General features: G+C 33.2%; 15 protein-coding genes. 2 read left to right on the forward strand and 13 right to left on the reverse strand.

Translation table 11 applies throughout. The features are described 5' to 3' along the window. Nucleotides 1-103 precede the first annotated feature (103 nt). The 8 genes from HRU49_RS02340 to HRU49_RS02375 form a co-directional block, all read right to left on the reverse strand. Nucleotides 104-1198: a helix-turn-helix domain-containing protein gene (locus tag HRU49_RS02340; protein WP_296353757.1), complete on the reverse strand. Its 1095-nt coding sequence runs from the start codon at nucleotides 1196-1198 to the stop codon at nucleotides 104-106. Nucleotides 1199-1894: 696 nt separating this feature from the next. Beyond that, a complete protein-coding gene (locus tag HRU49_RS02345; RefSeq protein WP_296353758.1) occupies nucleotides 1895-2800 on the reverse strand; it encodes a transporter in 906 nt (301 codons plus the stop codon). Between the two features lie 9 nt (nucleotides 2801-2809). Further along, nucleotides 2810-4810, reverse strand: coding sequence for an alkyl sulfatase dimerization domain-containing protein (locus HRU49_RS02350; RefSeq protein ID WP_296353760.1), 2001 nt, complete (start codon nucleotides 4808-4810; stop codon nucleotides 2810-2812). 1246 nt (nucleotides 4811-6056) lie between these two features. Beyond that, a complete protein-coding gene (locus tag HRU49_RS02355) occupies nucleotides 6057-7280 on the reverse strand; it encodes a serine hydrolase domain-containing protein (RefSeq protein WP_296353762.1) in 1224 nt (407 codons plus the stop codon). Nucleotides 7281-7699: 419 nt separating this feature from the next. Beyond that, nucleotides 7700-8782, reverse strand: coding sequence for an alpha/beta hydrolase (locus tag HRU49_RS02360; protein WP_296353764.1), 1083 nt, complete (start codon nucleotides 8780-8782; stop codon nucleotides 7700-7702). A gap of 232 nt (nucleotides 8783-9014) precedes the next feature. After that, nucleotides 9015-10463 (reverse strand): serine hydrolase domain-containing protein, encoded by a 1449-nt coding sequence (locus HRU49_RS02365; protein ID WP_296353766.1) that lies wholly within the window; start codon nucleotides 10461-10463, stop codon nucleotides 9015-9017. Nucleotides 10464-10890: 427 nt separating this feature from the next. Continuing rightward, on the reverse strand, nucleotides 10891-11469 hold the full coding sequence (locus HRU49_RS02370) for an HXXEE domain-containing protein (RefSeq protein WP_296353769.1): 579 nt from the start codon (nucleotides 11467-11469) through the stop codon (nucleotides 10891-10893). Nucleotides 11470-11615: 146 nt separating this feature from the next. After that, the gene (locus HRU49_RS02375) at nucleotides 11616-12653 is read right to left on the reverse strand and encodes an HAD family hydrolase (protein ID WP_296353771.1); all 1038 of its coding nucleotides are present in this window, start codon (nucleotides 12651-12653) and stop codon (nucleotides 11616-11618) included. Between the two features lie 563 nt (nucleotides 12654-13216). Here HRU49_RS02375 and HRU49_RS02380 point away from each other — a divergent pair. After that, nucleotides 13217-14332 (forward strand): choloylglycine hydrolase family protein, encoded by a 1116-nt coding sequence (locus HRU49_RS02380; RefSeq protein ID WP_296353774.1) that lies wholly within the window; start codon nucleotides 13217-13219, stop codon nucleotides 14330-14332. Between the two features lie 211 nt (nucleotides 14333-14543). Here HRU49_RS02380 and HRU49_RS02385 read toward each other — a convergent pair whose 3' ends face one another. The 4 genes from HRU49_RS02385 to HRU49_RS02400 all read right to left on the reverse strand — a co-directional run bounded on the left by HRU49_RS02385 (nucleotide 14544) and on the right by HRU49_RS02400 (nucleotide 18268). Then, nucleotides 14544-15467, reverse strand: coding sequence for an RtcB family protein (locus HRU49_RS02385; RefSeq protein ID WP_296353776.1), 924 nt, complete (start codon nucleotides 15465-15467; stop codon nucleotides 14544-14546). 316 nt (nucleotides 15468-15783) lie between these two features. After that, the gene (locus HRU49_RS02390; protein ID WP_296353799.1) at nucleotides 15784-16026 is read right to left on the reverse strand and encodes a DUF4386 family protein; all 243 of its coding nucleotides are present in this window, start codon (nucleotides 16024-16026) and stop codon (nucleotides 15784-15786) included. A 420-nt stretch (nucleotides 16027-16446) separates the two neighbouring features. Further along, entirely contained in the window at nucleotides 16447-16959 is a 513-nt protein-coding gene (locus HRU49_RS02395) for a heme-binding protein (protein ID WP_296353778.1), read from the reverse strand. A gap of 385 nt (nucleotides 16960-17344) precedes the next feature. After that, on the reverse strand, nucleotides 17345-18268 hold the full coding sequence (locus tag HRU49_RS02400; protein ID WP_296353780.1) for an SAM-dependent methyltransferase: 924 nt from the start codon (nucleotides 18266-18268) through the stop codon (nucleotides 17345-17347). Nucleotides 18269-18802: 534 nt separating this feature from the next. Here HRU49_RS02400 and HRU49_RS02405 point away from each other — a divergent pair. After that, nucleotides 18803-19453 carry a hypothetical protein gene (locus HRU49_RS02405; RefSeq protein ID WP_296353782.1) on the forward strand — a complete coding sequence of 217 codons (651 nt, stop codon included), beginning with the start codon at nucleotides 18803-18805 and terminating at the stop codon, nucleotides 19451-19453. A gap of 451 nt (nucleotides 19454-19904) precedes the next feature. Here the strand turns inward: HRU49_RS02405 and HRU49_RS02410 are convergent, their stop codons facing one another. After that, a complete protein-coding gene (locus HRU49_RS02410) occupies nucleotides 19905-20735 on the reverse strand; it encodes an alpha/beta hydrolase-fold protein (RefSeq protein ID WP_296353784.1) in 831 nt (276 codons plus the stop codon). Nucleotides 20736-20818 lie beyond the last annotated feature (83 nt).

The raw sequence follows: 20818 nt of genomic DNA on the forward strand, positions 1-20818 counted from the left end.
TTTCAAACAAAAATGAAAAATAGTGGTGTTTTAAACGTCCGAGTAAACTAAGTCGGACTGATTATATCTTAAAAAATGAGTTCGATTTAAAGTCGGACTACTGTTAACTTACTGATTTTCTGTATGCTGTAGGGGTTTGGCCCGTTACTTTTTTAAAAGCAGTATAAAACGAAGATTTGGAGTTAAAACCAACTTGATATACTATTTCTAAAACAGTTACTTCTTTCTTTGTGACATCTTTTAGAAGAGTTTTAGCGTCGTTTATGCGGTACTCATTTATGAAGTCAAAAAAGTGCTTGTTTAAATAATGGTTAATTAATAGTGACAACTCTTTTTCTGGAATTTGAATTTGATCAGCTAATTTTTGTAGTGTTAATTGATAATCTAAATATGGTTTTTCTTCTACCATATAGGAAGTCAGTTTTGGAATATATTTGCTTTTAATGTCATTATTTCGAGTATTGTTTATGGAGGTCTTCTTGTCCAAAAATGAGTTGATAGGGTTTAAGTTGCTATTGATGCCTTTAAAAAGGTCTGGTTGATACAAAGCTTTTAAGACAAAAAATATTGTGATCCCTAATACAGAAAGACTAATTAGAATATTGATATTTAACACATATTCTTGAAATTTTGAATTTGATGCATACCATCTTAATAATACGAATGCATGGGCTATACAAGAGAAAACAGTAATCTGAAACAACCATTTATATAATTCGTAATTTGTATTTGAATAGTTTTCACGATATATGGTTTTGTAGTTTTTTAATACTAGAAATACCAAAACTATATAGAGTATAAATTGTAACTCACCAACTATTTCATAAAGCAATAAACTTTCATTAGAGCGGGTTGTAATATGGAGTAGGATAAAAAACACAAAGAATAAAATGAAATGAACGACATGTTTTTTTCTAATCTTAAAATTAGAATAACAGGCAGACAATACATAGAGGTAGAATAATGGTAGTTGTAGTAAACTAGAAGCCATTTTTAAATTATGGATAATGGGGTATTCTAAAGTCTTGTTTGTAAATAAACCAATGAGGTCAAATACAATTACCATTAAATAAATACCCAAAAGTCTATTCGAAAGGTGATTTTTTGTTTTAACTGTAAAAAGAAAAATAGAAAGTAGTACCATAACAAAAACAGCAATCTTTCCGATAGTTTCAATAATTTCGATTTTATTTTCCAATACTCTTATGGAGATTTTTAAAATTAGTGATAACGCTCTGCTCAGCACAGTTGCTGATTTTGAATGAAAAGATAATAAATTCGTCAGCAATGCTTTTGATAGCTATCAAATATTTTAGGTGTTGTAACAAAATCACTGACACATGACTAGCCGCGCTTTGGTGTGCAGTTGAATGTAGGATTTATTAGCTTCGAAATTCAAGATACGGTGCCAATTTGTATTTAGTATTTTGTGAGTGTATGTTAACGGCTTGAGTCCCTAAGTAGAGGCTATTTTTGGCTGCTATTCACTGAAGTAACTTGTCTATGAGTACATTGGATTTTGATAATTTTAATGCACCAAAAAAGTAAGGTTCCTAGTTTTTGACTAGGAATAATTACAAGGTGTTTTAAAGCGTATTACTGCAGATGATAATGTTATTTTAAAAGCTTAACCCCTTAGTTAAATATGTGTTTCATTTGGTGATGTGTTGACTTATATAAATTAGCTTTATTCATTAGAAGTAACCGATTTATATTCATGCACATTCAAATCAACGGTTGAAACAATTATTTTTCAGTACTTGATTTAAAAACAGAAATAAGGCTGTTCCAAAAGTCGTGCATAAATTTTTACATCTCATAGATTCAGATACACGATAATGAAATGGCATCAGAGAGGATTATATGCTTAGGCGTTTAGTAGACAAGGCTTTAATTAAAAAGTAAAAGAGAGCATTGCCCTTAACATGTCACCAGACATTCCATCTGTTGTTTCACCAATTACGGAACCATAAGAAAGTTTGAGACCTACTTTACGTGAAAAATACATCCCTAAGGTTCCACCTAATTGGAAGGTATTAAATGAATTATCGTTATCTACATCATTTACGGCGGTTTCACCTCCTAAACGATACATACTATCCAAAGAAAGCCAAAACATTTTATTAAGCTGCTGCGTGACATGATTTTCTAACATAAACAATGGCTTTTGAGATAAAGAGCCTGGTGTGGTACCCAAATCATTATTTTTGGTGAAAAAGGATATACTTGGTAAAAATTCAATGGAAGTCACTTTAGGTGTACCCCAATTTATAAATTTCATTATTGGTGCACCAATTTTAAATTCCCATCTATTGGTTCCTAAATTTAAAACATCTGATGCATCGTATTTTCCGGTTGGAGCTCTGAAAGCCAATTGAATATCAACAATTGTGTTGTATTTCGTTTTTATAAATTCTTGTTTGTCTACCGAGGGAGCGCCATATAAATTCAACACTCCAACCACATAGATATCTCCTAAACCATTAGTCGTTCCATTAAATCGGGGTAATCCACCGCTTGTGTCACCATAGCTTAGCATGGCTACTATGGCTGCCGTCCTTCCTTTTACATTGAACAGTCTGGTGTACATAAGACCGTAAATATTTGTGTCAAAATCAGCTTGTTTTATGAATTGTGCATTGTCAAAAACTTGATTAGAACCTACAAAAGTATACAAGGGTGTTGTAATATTTGTCCCATTAGGCTGTGGCCAATAAGCTCTTGGTCCGTCTCCTTGTGCCTGCGCTATTACTCCCCCCAATAATAGATGAAGTAACAATATTTTTTTTAAAATTTTCATAAAAATAAACTAGGGTTGTACAATATTAAACCAAAACTCAAATTGGTCAATTTTAGACATAAAATTAGGAAATGCACTCGCATCACCTTCAATTTTTATGTTTTTATTATTAAGTAACTCTGCAAAGGAAGCTTCACCTAAACTTATGCTATCTAAGTGTGCTCTTGTCATATTAATCGTGGCTGTTACATTCTCTGTTACGTGAGTATTCATTCTTGGAATCACCGCACCGTTACTTACTATAAGCGCTATTTTTTCCTGCGTATCTGTTAGATTTATGTTAAAATTATATTTCAAATCCGAATTTTCATCTCCTTTGAATCGCATACCGAGATATTCAAAATACAGTTGGGTATCCATGCCTTTGATCATATCTGGTGTTGCAGTGGATCCCATGTTTATTTTTTTAACAGGGGTACGCAGCTCTTTGGCACCAGTCAAATAAAAATTACGCCAAGGACCCGATTCAGATTGATATCCTAGTTGTTGATAAGCATCTGCTAATAAATCTTTGGCTTCTTGATTTTCTGGATTAGCAAAAATCAATTGATTTAAACATTGTGCTACCCATCGGTAATCTCCCTCTTCAAAATATGCTTTCGATTTTTCTATTACAACTTCTTCCCCTCCCATCATTTCAACAAAACGTTTTCCAGATTCTACAGGAGTATGAGGATTTAAGTTGGCTGGATTACCGTCAAACCAACCAAAATACAATTGATATTGTGCCTTGACATCATGACTTACCGAGCCGTAGTATCCTCTATTATAGAATTGCTTATCCAAATTTTCAGGCAAGCGAATCATATCTGAAAGTTCTATCGGTGTGTATCCCTGATTGGCCAATCGCAGGGTTTGATCATGTATGTAGCGATAAGTGTCGCGTTGATTTTCTAAATAGGGTATGATAGTTTCATTTCCCCAAGTTGGCCAGTGGTGTGACCCAAAAGAGACTTCCATATCTGCTCCCCAGGTTGCGATGCACTGATCGATATAACGACTCCATTTTTGACCATTTCGAACCTGTGCCCCTCTGAGGGTATATAAGTTATGTAAAGTGTGACTGACATTTTCAGACTGACAAAATGCTTTGAAGGAAGGCAGGTAAAACATCATTTCCGCAGGTGCTTCCGATTCAGGGGTGTAAATGAATTGAATTTCAATACCGTCTACAAATTGAGAAAACTTAGTGTCATCAGAGATGATTTTACTTGGCTTCACTATTCCTGTCATCCCTTTGGCGGAAGTAGTTCCCAAGCCACTGCCATAACTCCCAATATCAGATTTTGGTAATAAATTTCCATACATATAAGTAGCTCTTCTTGTCATGGCGTTCCCAGCCATCACATTTTCACTAATTGAATGTTCAAAAAAGCCTTCTGGTGCAATGACTTCTATTTGACCTGAAGTCACATCCTCTTCATCCAAAATTCCTTTGACTCCCCCAAAATGATCGACATGGGAGTGTGTAAAGATAACTGCTTTTACCTCTTGTTTTCCCAATTTTTCATCCACCAATTTCATTGCGGCTTTAACAGTTGCAGGAACTGTTAAAGGATCAATTACGATCCATCCGCTTTTGCCTTGGACCAGTGTCATATTTGCCAAATCAAAACCTCTAATTTGATATATGCCCTTGGTGACTTCAAATAAACCATTAATTGAATTTAACTGGCTTTGTCTCCACAGGCTAGGATTGGCTTCGTCAGGTGCTTCTTTGTTTAAAAATTCAAATTGTTTCATGCTATACGAAACAGACTGATCTTCTTTAAGGATTTCACCACTTTCAATAGTTGCGATGAAACCACGCTTGGCATTTGCAAAATCAGTAGTATCTTTAAAATTAAGGTATTGTTTTAATTCAATATGCTTGTTTTTAGTACTATAGCTTGCGAGGAAGTTATTATCTGATGTCACTTTTTGTTGAGCTTTGTTTTGCTCATTAGAACAAGAAAACAAAAGATTTAAGAGGAAGATTGCAGTGTACAAGAAGCTTTTAAATCGTTTCATAGTTTTTATATTTTTTGAATATATAATGTTTTTGCTTTAAATCAGAGGCTTATGAACCGGCTATTTATTTTTAATAAAACCAAGTTTTTAAATGTGAATAGTTTCTAAAATTAAAAATACTGTCTTTTTTTATTTTTAGAGTATAATTTAGTTTAAAAACATAAATATCAAGGCAAAATAAACTAATGTGTCGATGTGAAGGTTATTTTGTTAGACTAATAATGATACATGTATTATTGGTTGTAATGTATTCTTTTTTAATAGGTTATGGGTTGTGGTGCTCTAGATTATAGAGTTTATATAATGAAAATGTAGCTAATAGAACTCAGGTATTTATTCATAAGATTAAAAAATATAGATTAAGGTTTGTGCTATGGTTTAAATATTGTTGTTACCGTTAAAAGAAGCCAAGAGGGTATGATTCCGTGGTTTAATCCTTGAAATTTTGTGTGTTATTTATAAGTTCAATATTGAATTCAGTCAATTTGAAAGTCTTTAACTCACTTTCGATCCAAAGTAATTTCTTGTTCATAGCGCGTCTTCAGTTTTATTTGCAGTCGTGAATTTGTCTAACTTATGAGGTTTTGTGTGACATTACTCGGGTTTTAGTTTTCTGCTATCCCAATAAGATAATTTTGGAATCAGTTCATAGTTTCACTTTTTGCAGTAATCCTTTATAAATTCAATTATATTTATGAATTTGTAAGTAAAGATTAATTTATTTTATATAAGCTTATAGTCTACTTTTTTGAAGTGTCCAATGCAAGTTGTAAGTTCAAATGTAAGCTTTCCATTTTCTTCTAAATCAAAGCGTCGAGAAACTGGATCTATAAATTTGTCTTTTAATAACCAGTAACATTCAAACAGTAAAGTATCTATACTACAAAAAGGACGATTTTATCCATTGAGTTTTTCTTCGGTGGGCACCTAACACTAGCTGTAAGAAAATACCAATATTACAGGTATTATACGATCAGAAATACCCTGGCGATGATTCATTGATCTCAAGAAGTAGGTATCGGTGATGTGGCGAGGTTTGAGCAACTGGAGTTTACTTTTAGGTGATCTGAGCGAAGCGAACACATGCACGTCTTTTAAAAACAATAATATGCCATGAATAATTGCATGTTATCATTTAGTTTATAGTAAGTAGGGTAATTAAAAGTGATAAACCTTCTAGTTTGTACTTAGCTTCGGAATATCCATGTATGCTCTGTTTACTTTATACAGGGTTACCATTAGCCTATTATTTTGAAATATTTTTTGAATATATCAACCTTGAGAATTCATCAAATATTGAAGTAGTTTCTTTGTGATTAAAAGGTATATGTTGTGTGAAAATACATGAAGCTATTTCGGACTTGTAATCTATGTAAAAGTAAGTGTTCATCATTCCACCCCAGAATACGGTACCTGGTTTACGCCCATAACTTTGTCCATCATTATCAATGGCCCAGGCTAATCCCCATTTAGTAGAATTAGTTGTGAAATTTTCTAAATTACAGCAATAAGCGGGATTGAAATAATTCCCTTTACTATCCATATTTATATTGTTAATTTGATTTTTAAGCATTTCTTCAACTGTCTTTTTCTTTAACAAAACTACATCGTTAAGTGTACCATAATTAAGTAGGCATCTTAGGAGTTTCATATAGTCATTTGGTGAGGACCATAGACCATCATCACCACTAAATTCAGTTACATTTTCTTTTGGAATACGTTCTTTTATTTCAGTCAACTTTTGTTTACCATCTTGTCCTCTATATCCTCTTGAAACTATAAAATTTTGTAAAGAATCCGGAACATTAAAGAAGGTCCTATTCATGTCTAAAGGATCAGTTATATTCTCTTTAAAGTAATTTTCTAATGTAGATTGACTTAGTTTTTCAATTAGTTTCCCCACCCATTCCAAACTTGTACCGTATAAAAATTGCGTTCCACTTTCAAATCTTCTTGGAGCATCTTCATAGTTCCATTTACTATAATCAAAATTAGCTAATTCAGAATCTGTACAACATGCATAGCCAAATCCCGAAGTATGCGTTAAAAGGTGTCTTAAAGTGATCGGCTTTTTAGCTTTAGAAAGTTCTCCTTTTATTAAAATTGGAATATCTGTCATTTCAGGCATTAATGAACTCAAATCATCATCCAAGCCAATTTGACCTTTTTCAACGAGTTGAAGAGCTGCAACACTAGTTAGTAGTTTCGTCATAGAATGAAGCTGATAAATATGATCTTTTGTCACATTTAAATTTTCTCCCCAAACGGCCTTACCATAGCAAAAAGACAATTCCTTGTCAAATTTATTAGATGCGATAGCAACTACGCTAGGCAAATCACTAGATTTCATCTTTTTATTCATAGCTAGTGTTACTTCGCTCTGATTTGGAAATCTAAAAGCATCGTTTTGACTTTTTTTACACCCAATCATTAGGATGACTATTGGGATTAATTTTAATAATTTCATCATTATTTAAGGCTTTATAGTAATGTCCTTTAAAACGCAGTTGTGTACCGCGAATGAAAAGATAATGAATTCATTAGCAATGCTTTGTATAAATATCAAATATTTTAGGTGTTGAATCTAGATTACTGATGATCGATTAGTCTGACTATGTCGTGACGTTAATCGTTGAATTTACTAGATTGGAATTTAAGATACGGTACCAAATTGACTCTGGTATATTGTTATTGCAGGTTCAGGAATTAAGTCTGTAAAACATAACTATACAAGTCAGCTTCGGCTGAATGTGCTCTAACGGTCTTAAAAAAATAAAAGCGGATTTAACCCGCTAAATTTCTATTTAAAAACAAACCTTTTTATATTTCATTGATTTCGCTTTAGCGATTAAGTCGTAATTATTTTTATAAAATATTTGGGGGTAGTTTTTATTCCGTTATTAACTTTTGTCTTTCAACTAAAAAGTCAAAAGTTAATTCCGATAAGCCTTTTCCATTTACCTCACCATCCCAAGCACCATGGCCTGCATCGACCAAAACCAAAGGGTTTGAAATACTTGGAACCATAATGGTTGCGAGTTCGTTATAAATTCCTAGAGAGTTATAAATGGATTGTAATTCAAGTGCTTCTTGATAAGGTGTAACAGGGTCATATGCCTCTCCATGTGCCATAAATAATTCAGGATCATTGACATCATATCTTTCATATTGATTTAGTTGATAAACAGACTCAAAAACATCTAACTTAATGTTTGATCCCCAAAAATAAATCATACTTCTTACATTATAAGTTTGGCTTAAGTTTGTAGTTGAAAGTGTTGGATCATCGCTAATGGTAATTTCGTCTTTAAAGTCTTCATGATTTGAAATCCCTAAAGCAATTGTAGTAATTGCTCCCGCAGAAGCACCACCAACTGTAATAAAATCTTTATTTATGTTGTAGGTGCTTGCGTTTGCCACAATCCAACGAAGAGCCGCTTTTGCATCTCTTTGGGCGATATACATTGCAGTAGCTTGCTGAACTTCACCCGAACTCTGTGCTCCTTGCAAAGCATTTTCAAGCCATTCTTGGGGTGCAATTCCTCTGTAATACACTAATAATTCTTCTGATGTCATTCCTTGTATTACACCTAATTCTTCTGTTGTTCTATAATCTATAGAAATAAAAACCCACCCTCTTGATGCGTAATAATTAGCCATATCTACAATTTCAGGCTTATGTTTTATTCCTCCTGTAAATCCACCTCCATGAATAAACATATACACAGGTCTATTAGTAGAATTATTGTCAGGGTAATAGATATCTAATTTTATGGGAATCGCAAAAGGGGTAGTACTTGTCATATTATGACTAAGCCCTTCGGCATATATGATATCTTCTTCTTTTAAAACCGTGTAAGCGGATTCAGTCTTTACTGTTGGTATATTATTGTTTGTTACAATTGCATCATCTGTACTACAACCAGTAAATAGTAATATCGCTAAAATCATTAGGTAAGCTACTTTATTCATATCCAGCATATTTATTAAATTCTTTTCTTTTGACTTTGTTTTCTTATAAAGGTTTAATTACTGTCCAAGGTCTGGACTATGATTTTGCTATGGAATCATCCGCAGGATTATTCCGTTGAGAAATAAGCCGCTATTTTATACTTTTATTTTGGTGTGGTATATTGTCAGAATGATATGAGCCAAGCGACCTGATACATGCAATTATAGCTATGGTTGTGTGTTCGTTATTGTTCTATATTTCTTTTTTCCATTCAGTTAATCCACCTTGATTCAAAATACACCGGCTAACCGCGCCATTTTCATCATTTCTAAATTGAATTGTAGCTGTTGGTTTTACAATATCAATCACAAATTTAGAATCATCTATAGGTGTTAATTTCGAGCTCCATTTTCCTTTTTCTGATAAAATTAATTTTCCTTTTTTTAGTTTAACTTGAATTTTCCTCTTATTTAAACCATATGTTCCAACGTATTGTATCAAATCGGATTTTTCATAAGTTATATCTAAATTTCTTTCAAATATTTTAAAGCCATCCCAGTTATATGTTATAGCAACGCTACGTATTATTTCTTCAAGGATTTTAATACTCGTTCCATTTGTCAGTATAACAACACCATTCCCTCCTTTAGCACTTATAAAAAACTTACCTCTAAATCCTCTGGTAGCGGCTGAATGCTGTAAATAAATGTTTTCGCCTTGTTTTTCTAGAAAAACTCCTAGTCCAGAATTACTATTGTTTAAAACTGGTTTTATCATTTCAACTGCTGATTCTTTTGATAATATTTTACCTTCATTATCATTTAAACTTAGTTGAAAATCAATTAAAATATTGGCTAAATCAGAGGTAGTTGTCCATAATCCGGCAGCTGCGGATTCTGGATAGAAATTATAGTTGTTTTTAAGCGGCTTCCCTTTTCTTGTATGTCCTGAAGATATGTTTTTGGTGTACTTTTCTTCTTGGATTGAATAGAATGAATTTTCTATTTTAAGGGGTGTAAAAATATAATTGCTGATAAAGTTCTCATAGGTTTCATTAGCATTATCAGTCAAGATCAGCTGTGAAATTGTAGTACCTCCTCCAGAATATTTAAATTCTTGGTTTGCCGGAATTATTGAGATAACTTTTTCGGAATTAGCTGGGCCGTTACCTTCTAAAATTTCAATAGTAGTAGGTAAATTTTCAGCCTTTTTGTAACCGCTAAAGCCACTCATAGATAATCCGCCCGTATGACTTAATATCTGGCGTAAGGTAATTTTATCAGAACTATTCTTGTATGGAAATTTCCAAGAAGTTAGGTGACTATTTATATCTGAATCTAATTCTATATTATTTTGTTCACAGAGCTTCATAATTGCAAGAGCATTAACAAACTTACTTATGGAACCTGCTTGAAATACAGTTTCATTTGTTACTTTATTTTTGTAATCATTACTAATCTGTCCATAGCTTTTTGTCCAGTCAATTTTATAATCTTTAATTACGGTAATACTCAATCCTGGTGTTTTATACTGTCGCATTCTTTCTTGAAGATTCCAAAGCGATTCTCCCTCTATGGATACAAGCGGACTTAAGCTATTTTCAACGTTATCTATTCTTTCTGTAAGGTTTTGTGCAGTGAAATGAAAATTAGTGAAAAATAAAAATAGGGTTAATAGCTGAAGTGGTTTTTTTATAGTCATTTGAACATGTTTATTTCTTTTTATCAAAGATTGTTCCGTAATGACGCACAACTCCATGCTGAGGACCGTTGCGTATTACGCGTAAAAGATAATAAATGCGTCTGATTAAGAAAGATATCAAATATTTTAAATGTTTGATTTAAATCATTGATACAAGATTAGCCAAGCTTTGGTGTGATGTTAATCGTTGGGTTTATTAGCTTGGAGATTCAAGTTAAGGTACGAGATTCTGGTAAGTATAAGGCAAGTAGGGGAATAAAAAGGGATGAAATGTTAAGTTTGCACTGAGCCAGAATATTGTACGTTGTTTTATATTTATTAATTCTTATAGCCAAAATCAGGATTTAGTGATGTAGGTAATTAGCACTGATCTTTCGTAAACAACTATACACTCTTTTTATTATATAACGTGTTAGCAACAGTTTATTTATTTAACCTTCGGTTTTAAAACCTTAAAGCCATAAATCATCACAGCAGCTTGAATTAAAACACCAATCATTAGACCAATTAATTGCGCATTAGTAGAAATTATTCCGTGATCATCGAAATAGAAGACTGTGTAAGTTCCAACAGGAATATTTAAAAAAAGACTTACAAAAAAGCCAGGATTATATCTGTGCTTAAAGAACATAACTACGTGTGATAAAGCATTAATTATAGAAAAATAGGCAGTCCATATTCCTATGGAAATGTCAATACAGCTAGCTAGAATTGCAGAAAGCGGAAATGCAATAAAAATGATCGGAATATTTATCCAAAACGAGGCTCTGTCATCTAGTGGATAATTATCTTTATCGGACTGTAGTACTTTGTTATTAAAAAACTTTACAAATCCACCGGGTAAGATGTATTCTTCAAATTGATGTAGCAGATATACTGCAAATTGTAGCCATATAAGAAATACTGCATAATCTGATTTTAACAAGTACAATGGAAGTATGATTATTAAGTAGATTGCTATAAAAATTGTGGATTTATACCAGTTTTTGTAGAGCCATTTCATCATATATGTGTTTTAACGGTCTCAGCTACGAGTAGCTGTGTGTTTAAGCACTAAATTTAGTAAATAGAACAAAGATAAAAGACCGCTAGATCCTATAAAAGTGAACATTAGCCAGCAGTGAAATATGCACGGTAGTGGATTTTCGTTAATTACTTCTTAGATAATTCATAAGGGTATATTACACTCCAATCTTTTTTCATATCAATGATTGTCCAACCTTTTGTTTTTGCCTGGTTAAGTCCCTCATCAAGTTTACCTACAGGGGACGCGCGATCATAGGCCCATTCTCGTTCTGCATCCGTATGATGGAGATAAAGCATAAAACTTTTATGATTATTCGAGGCTGTCCATTGTAACATTTGCAAATCTCCATCAGAATTACCAGATGCAAATACTGGTTTTTTACCTATTATCTTTTGAATATTGAGTGGTTTTCCTTCTTTATCGTCATTATATTCAAGTTCAGTACCTCGAACAATTTTGGGATTTCCATCGTTGTATTCAAACTTAGTCTTTATCCTACTTCCGATTATTTGTTCAGTGGGAATACCATAAATTTCGGTTACAATCGCTCTCATAAAATCTACACCACCACCAGAAACGATATAAATTTTAAAATGGTTCGCTCGGAGGTATTGTAACAACTCCAGTTTTGGCTGGTAAACTAATTGGTCGAATCTAACATTCTTTGTTGGATGTTTCGCTGTTTTTATCCAGTCTTTAACAATAGCATCAAATTCATTTATGCTCATACCTGCGTGTGAAGCTTGCAATAATGTCATCAGTCCAAGATTTCCTTGCTTTGTAAGTTCTTCGATATCATTATCCAAAACAGCCTTAAAAGGCTGCTTTGTTTTCCATTCAGGATGATTTTTAGCCAATTCTTTCACCCTGTCGATAGCAAAAAACAATTGAAAGTAGGCAGGTTTCTCACTCCAAAGAGTTCCATCATTATCAAATGTGGCAATACGATCTTTAATTGGAATAAAATTTAGACTATTTTCATTTGTTACATCATTGATATAGGAAATTATAGCCTTTTTGGAAGCACTTTCATTCCAAGATGGTAAGGGATTTGCTTTTGTTACTATATTATCTTTGAATCGCTTTTTTTCTTGAATACAACTATTGGTTATTAAGATGGCTAACAGACCTATTAATAGTTGAAATAAGCTTTTTAATTTCATAATTGTAATTTATTGATACCTAATCTTGATAATGAACGATAATGTCTTGCTAAATGCAGTGGCGTAATGTGAACGAAAAGATAATAAATTCGTTAGTAATACTTTGGATAGATATTAAATATTTTAGGTGTTTGATCAAAATCATTGATATACGATTAGCTAGGCTTTTGTATGGCGTTAATTGTCCAATTGATTAGCTTAAGAATTCTCGATACAATACCAAATTGTGTTTAACTTATTGTTTGTATGCATTGCAATGAAATAAAATAATTATTGCAACTGAGTTGCGTTAATAATTATTTTGTTAAATTTATAGAAAATAAATTCTAATTATTTAAAAGACATCACCAATAACAATCGTCTTTCAACTGTTCTAAGTTCATTATTGTTACGCAGAATTATTTATGATAGACTTTTGTTTATGGGTTTAAGAGCAAAATAAGACTCAATAACATATGAAAGTGTAGTTAGGAATACTATCCATTTGAGGATACAACCAGAAATATTAAAAAACACTTGTATTTATACAGAAGAATGTGAAATCTTAATTAAATTAATACAATATGAAAAAAAGAATTATCTCATTAACTTTAAGTCTAATCTTTATGATTAGTATTGTTCAGTCTTATGCATGTACAGGGATTCGTTTAATTGCGAAAGATGGCTCTGTTATTTATGCGAGAACCATGGAGTGGGGTGCTTTTGATCTAAATTCTAGAGTGGCGATCATACCACATAACTATTCTTTTACTGGCTTAACGCCTGATGGTCTTAATGGTAAAAGATTCTCTACAAAATATGGAATTATTGGGCTGGACATGCTTAATAAAGATTTCATTGCTGACGGTATGAATGAAAGAGGCCTAACTGTAGGTGTGTTTTATCACCCTGGATACGCCAAATATCCTGACTATGACAGAAAAAATGCTGCAAATACTATCTCTGCTCAGGATGTCCCAAATTATATCCTATCTCAATTTGCTACCATTGAAGAAGTGAAAAAGGGAATGCAAGAGATAGTAGTAGTAGGAGTTGTTGAAAAAGCGATTGGAATAGTTGCAGATGCGCATTGGATGGTCACAGATACTAATGGAAACTCCATAGTAATCGAAAATACAGATGGTGCCTTAAAAATTCACAATGCCCCTTTAGGAGTTATTACAAATGCCCCAAACTACGATTGGCACATGACCAATTTGAGTAATTACGTAAATCTCTCAATGTACTCTGTCCAACCGAAAAATCTGTCGGGTATTAATTTTTCACCGACAGGAGCTGGCTCTGGTATGATTGGATTGCCTGGTGATAATACTCCTCCGTCAAGATTTGTTAGAGCTACCGCATGGACACAAACGGCAAGAGAAATTGAGAATGGACAAGAAGCTCTTTATGAAAGCTTTAGAATACTCGATAATTTCAACCTACCACTAGGACCTGACGGAGCTGAAGGCGCTGACCAGGGGCAAAATCAAGATTTAATGCGAAGTTCTACCATCTGGACTACAGCATGGAATTTAAAAGACCTTACATTGAGTTTTCACACTCAGCATAATCGAAGAGTGCGTTCAATCAATATGAAAGCTATTGATTTTTCAAAAATCGGAAAAGAGATTGTGCATATTACATTAGATGAGAAAAAAGAACAAGATGTTTTGGATATTACACCAAAGCTAGATTAAAATATATTCAACGACATTTTTGCAGTGTATAAGCGGCTATTTAGACGCCGCTTATACAAACTATTAGAGCATATTTACTTGTGGTTGAGAGTTCGTAGAACGCAGAATCTCCAATCAGTTTTAGCTTAATGTACTCTAATGAATGATGATAAGCGGAGACCACCCCAAAGGATGGCTACCGTCTTATCCATTATGATCTGCTTTTCTTCATTTATATTTGACCCAAGTATGCCATAGGTTTAAATCTATTTTGTACTTCTATTAGGCCGTCAATTAAAGATAAGCATTCATCTAAATCTCTATAACAATAAGGCGCATCTGTTTTAATTGATTCATTTCCTATTTGATTAGGAATGTAAATCTGTTCTCTTAATTTACTATAATCATACTTTTTAGAATGAATCTTTGCGTCAGATCTTGACATAGTTCTTCCAGTTCCATGACACATTGAATTGTGCACCTCCGTTACCTTTGATGTACCTTTCACCAAAACGATATCTCCAATCATATTGGAAGGGATAACAGTCAATTCGCTTGGATTCAGTTTTGATGCTCCCTTTCTAATTATCACATAGTTGTCTTTAATTTCAAAGTGATTGTGGTTTTTGTCCAGAACTATTTCTGTTTTGCCAAAATGCTTTTCAACAATTTTTAGTACCGCGAATCTATTTGCTTCTGCCCAATCACAAACCTCTTTAAATTTTGAATCGAATTGATTTGGTTGATCAATTAGATGATCTACCAGTTTTGATTCGTTTCTTGAACCAGTGTGAATTAGAAAGTAAAGTGAATCATCAATGTAGGATTCAACAGCATCTAAGAAATGATTACCAGACCCCAAGTCTCCTAATTTACCTTTATTTCTCTTAAGATCTTGGTAAATTAAGTCCCACTTAGCTTTGTCAAATTCTGATTTCTTTATTTTTGACTTTGCCAACAACATTCCACATCCACAATCAGAAACTGCGAATTTACGCCAATCTTCTTGTTTGGTTTTCACTACAGTTCCGGTAGGTAGTGGTGATTTACCAGGACAAGCATCTGGAAAGAAAATAATTTCTTCTGCGTTTAATCCGTTTGGAATCCAGCTATATAATTTATGAATCGGCTCTGCCGAGTAATTTTTAATATTCATGTTTCTACGTTTAAATTAATGTATACAGTACCCTTTGCCCAGAGTTGGACACTCAGGTGAGTGCTATTATTTTGATTCGTAGATTACATGACCTATGTATTTTAAATGTTTCGGACGTTAAGATATATATTTTCAGTCGTAATTGCAGATAAGGGGGTTGTACAACCGTTTTTGCAGCTCAAATGTAATTTTTTTTCAGATTAATTACTAGTCTTGACAATTTCGAGTGGATTAGAAGGTAGTCAAATCCGCCGAATCGGGCGAGGCGACTCGCTAAGTAAATGCAGTTCTATGTTGCTAGCCTTTCTTTGTTTTTCTATGTCCTTTCACCTTTAATTAAAAGCCATAGTGCAAATGACATTTCTCCAATAATACTTGGAATAGCAATTAAAATTAATAATGCTGAGGCATAGTCAGAATAATTTGAAATTAAAAAATTAGCCACAGTATCGACAATGTACATAACTCCTGCAATTGCAAGAAAAACTTTAATAATCCTTGGTACAAAGGCGATTTTACTCAAAAGTAAAATGTGTATTCCAAAAAAGAAAAGTCCAATTAATTATATATAATTGAATGTTTCAACGTGTAAAAGTATATTGCTCCGTGTTGTTTCTTTTAGTGCAAGTGGTAGAGTAAAAATAGCAACTCCCATTATTGCAGCGTGCATCATTCTAAAATAGGTGCTCAAAACAGTCAAGGAATGATTTCTATATAATTCTTCTTTTAGTACCTAAGTAACAACAACGTTAAATACTACCGTGATAAGCAAAGCAATTATACCTATTCGGACCATTAAATCATTATTCTCTATGGTTTCAATTGGGGCTTTAATAATAGATTCAAGTGCAACGAAATTTGCAAAAAATTGCAGCAATGAAAATAATCAAATAGCTTGTGCCACCGATAATTGATATAGTTCTATTGTCCATGCTTATCTTTGTTTTAATACAGTTTAGGTTTTGCTCAGAATAATATCTTATTTAATGAACTCTCCTTTTAAAGCGTCAATAATAATTTTATGGTCTTCTTCATCATGTAATCCAGAAACTGTTATTATCGCTACCATTCCTGCAGATTTAACAAAAACAGGAATTGAACCGCCTTTGGCTAAAAATTTTGTTATATCGAGAGCAAAAGTTTTTTCTAGGGTCATGTTGCCATTAACCAAATCATTTTTTACGCTTAAAGAACTTTCCTCAAAGTGTTTCGCCACGTTTGCTTTTCTTCTCAACCAAAGATGTTTGTCAGCGGGGAGATTGTCATCAACAAATAGAAAAATTGTATGATTTAGTCTCTCAACTTTCACAGCAATATTTTGATGTCTTTCCTTTGCTAAATTTAGAATTGCTAGACCCATTTTAAGTCCAGTTTGATTATTAAAACTATCCAGTTCTATTTTCTTTAATATGTCTTGCTTCATGTCTTTGTTCTGTGCTGTTAAATTTGCTAAAATTCCAAAAAATAGAATTATAGGTATAATGCTTTTCATAGTTTTTCTATTGCCAACTCCGTGTTAAACGTCACTGGGTATTTCGGATCAAAAGATAATATTTTCATCAACAATGATGTGGATAGATCTCAAGTATTTTTTTGGAGGTAGTATTCAAATCATTGCTCCAGGCTTTACCACGCTGTTGTGTGGCGTTAGTCTTAGGTTTTATTAGCTTGGGAATTCAAGATACAGTATCAAATTGTGTTACGTATATTTTTATTGCAGGCTAAGGACTCGAGTCCGTCAACAGGAGCTATTTTTGGCTTTTATTGAATGAAGCAATTTTGGTTTAGAAGGACTTTAGAGCACATTTAATTGTGGTGAGTAACGACATAATTTAGCTTCAGCGAAATATGCTCTAACGTTTAGTGTATAATGCGTTTTAGTTTTTATTGTGAGCTGCTTTTTTTTCGGCTTTTACTGAATGTTCCAGATTAAATAATTCGCTATCAGACAGTTTTCTGCCGACAGGTGTGAAGTACTCCGAATTGAAATCGACCAGAGTTTTATCTTCAATGAGTGTAAATCCATATTGTGAAAGTACGTCTTTTATTTCCTCTGGCGAATAGAAGGATATCCAAGGTTCTCCCACTTTTGCTGCTAAGTTCATAACTGTTTCTGCTTTTTTCTCTGGGTGAGGATAACCCTTACCAAAACAAAGTGTGGGATTTCGCTTTAACTGAATGTCTGCATATGAAATATAAAATATAGCTCTAGTCTTTTTTGTAAGTTCTGCTATTTCGTTCAAGGTCGATTTTACTGCTTCCTTTGATATATACTGCGAAACACCTTCAAGGGTAAAAATAGCTGATTTACATTCATTAAATCCAGCTTCTAAAAGCTGTTTCTTTAGAGATTGATGATTAAAATCTACGCTCACATATTTTATGTTTTCCAAATTGGGAATATTTGAAGGGAGCTTAGATCGCTTTTTGTTTTGAACGTCCTTCTGGTCCACTTCAAAGATTTTCAATGTACTAGGAAGATTTAGTCTATGTGCTCTTAAATCATATCCTGCACCAAGGATAACATATTGTTCCAGCCCTTGTTCCGCTGCATTTTGCACTAACTCATCAATAAATCGTGTTCGAGAAATAAGATGTTCATGAAAACCAGGTGCGAATTTTTTAGTTATCCATACGCTCAGTTTATGCCCCATCAGTTTGATAATACTAGCGCCGAGTACAAATTTGTCCGCATAAGGGTCATATATAATACGTTTACTAGGTTCAGCGAGTGATTCTATCAAACGCTGCTTTGCAACGCCTTGGGCTGTTCCATCTTTTCGAAATATTGAAGCACTCATGGCTCTATTTTTTAGCTTACTGCCAAATGCAGTGATGTATTGCGAATGAGAAGATAATAAATTTGTTAGCAATGGTTTGGATAGATGTCAATTATTTTAGTTGATGGGTTCAAATTATTGCTCCGCGATTTGTCATACTTTTGAGTGGCGTTAGTCTCCGGCTCTATTAGCTTAGGAATAGAACATCTGGTGCCAAATTGTGATTAGTACATGGTTAAAGCACGTCCAGCTATAGCTGAATGTGCTTTAACCTTTAATTTAAATGCGTTTTCAATTCGTTTTTACACTGTGTTAGCAAAAGTTTTTCTTAACTAGTATAAGAATGGCTCTCCTATTCAATAAATATTTTTTTGGAATATTGTTTTTCAAGAATATAATTTTCCGCCTATTATTTTCGGTTCCATTTTTAATAGCTTGTATCTATATGATAAGAGTTGCTATTATTTTTTTATCGAGCCGAATTCTTTACCTTTGCAAAATAATTTTGAAAAAAATTACTAGTTTAAACTATTTTAACCTTAAAATTAAACCATTATGAAAAGACTACTATTGTTGGTTTTAGTTTTGCCTTCGTTTATGATGGCTCAAGAAAAAATTGGTAATAAAATTTATAAGTACGGCGAAGTCTACCATTCCATTCAAGGAAGCACGCTTATTTCCTTTGATAATGCAAAGGCGAAAACGATGAGTAAAACTCTGGAATACTTCTCTGATGCTGGAGCAAAAAATATAAAATCTTACACTTCGCTTTTTCTTCCAGGTACTGATGTTTCTGAAAATACCTTTATCAATACGCTTGAAAAAAATAATATCCAAACCTTAATTATTGTGGATATTATTGATGCTTCTGAGGCTTCGATGACCAGAACCACCGCTAGTGCATTTTCTACGGTAAACCAAAAAAGAGAAAATTCAATCTCTTCAAATAACAATGGATGGTCCGCAAAAGCCAAAGGTAAATCTACCGCTTCATCTGCCTCTTTCAGTACCACAAAGAATGCTAATTACGTCACTGAGTTGAATTTGCGTTTAACTATTTTCACCAAAAATGATGGCTTTAGTACTCCCGTAGCTGTGGTAGAAGGAAGGGCAACGAATGAAAGCCCAGATACAACCTCCGATCAAATGGCTAGACGAATTTTGAGAAGGATGGTCAAAGCTTTAGACAAGCAGAGAGCATTTTAGCATTTGAGAGCTACGCTTTTATGATATAATAGGTTTGTAAGTGCTCCAAAAAGCATGCTAATAGCTGTCTTTTGTTAAATTAGTAAAGAGTCTTCTGTCTATTTAGGTACATCCAATTATCTTATTTGATTTTAGAGGCGCACAAGTGGGAAGATTGTCAAAAAAACTAACAGACGGCTTTATTGAGCTTTGCACGGTTTTGGTGTAGCCGTCTATTAGAGTACATTTACTTGTGAGGTTAAAGTTCGTGGAATATGGCAACACAAGTTAGCTGTGGTTGAATATGCTATAACTCATTCGGATACGATTTCGTTGTGATGTCTCAGTTGGATTATTTCACTGAAGAATGAGTCGTTGATTGATACTTTTATTTTGGTGTGGTACAAACCACAATGACACGACCGCAGCAAACTAGCGTAAGTAATTGTAGCCAATTTTTGCGCTTTGTTTTCTATTCTTTTTGTTGTTTGAAAATTTTTTCAAGCGCATTATAAACGGCAATATGTAATGCATCTCCGTGTGTTTTGTCTTCTAAAAAATCGTAAAATAAATAGGTGTTCGGATTTTCCTCGTTCTTGAGCTTATCAAACAATTCCTTTGCTGTCCGTTCCATTATGTCTCCTTCTTTTCCATTAGCGATATAAATTGATTTAGTTGAGATGTAGGATGTTGATTGCACGTCTAAAAGTTTTTCGTTATCCCACCATAAACTTGGACTTACAATAATATAATTATCAAAGAGGTCTGGTTTTTTTAATAGAATTTCTGTTGCTAACAGCCCACCTAATGATTGTCCAATAATTGTTTTTATCTCCGTTGTTCTGTAAGCTGAATCAATAAAAGGCTGAAGTTCTTTTTCGATAAAAGAAATGAAGTTTTCTGATTTTCCAGATGTGGGAAATTCTTTTTGGTCAAGTTCACTTTGAGAAGTATAAGTGAAATCTCTTTTTCTGTCTACATTTCCAATACCAACAACTATTGATTCAGGATTCATATTAATCCAAGAAAAAGAACCAAATTGAACAATCCCAGAAATATGTAGAAAATCTTCATCTTTTGATCCGTCAAGTAAATATATCACTGGATAAGTTTTTGAACTGTCCTTGGAATAACTAAGAGGCAGATAAATATTTAAATCTCTCGTTTCATTTAGTAGTTGTGATTTAATTTTGATTGTTTTACCAATTGAAAATTCAGATTCGCTTATTTTCTCGATCGATTCTTGACCGTAGGAAACCTGAATTGTCAGAAGTAGAATGAGACTTAATATTACGTGTTTCATAATTTTTTGTTCAAAGTAGAAAATCAGCCAGAACTAAATTATACTTTTATTTATAAGTAAATAAGCACTCTTAATTATAGCCA

It is taken from the genome of Winogradskyella sp., assembly GCF_013213975.1.
Taxonomy (GTDB): Bacteria; Bacteroidota; Bacteroidia; order Flavobacteriales; family Flavobacteriaceae; genus Winogradskyella.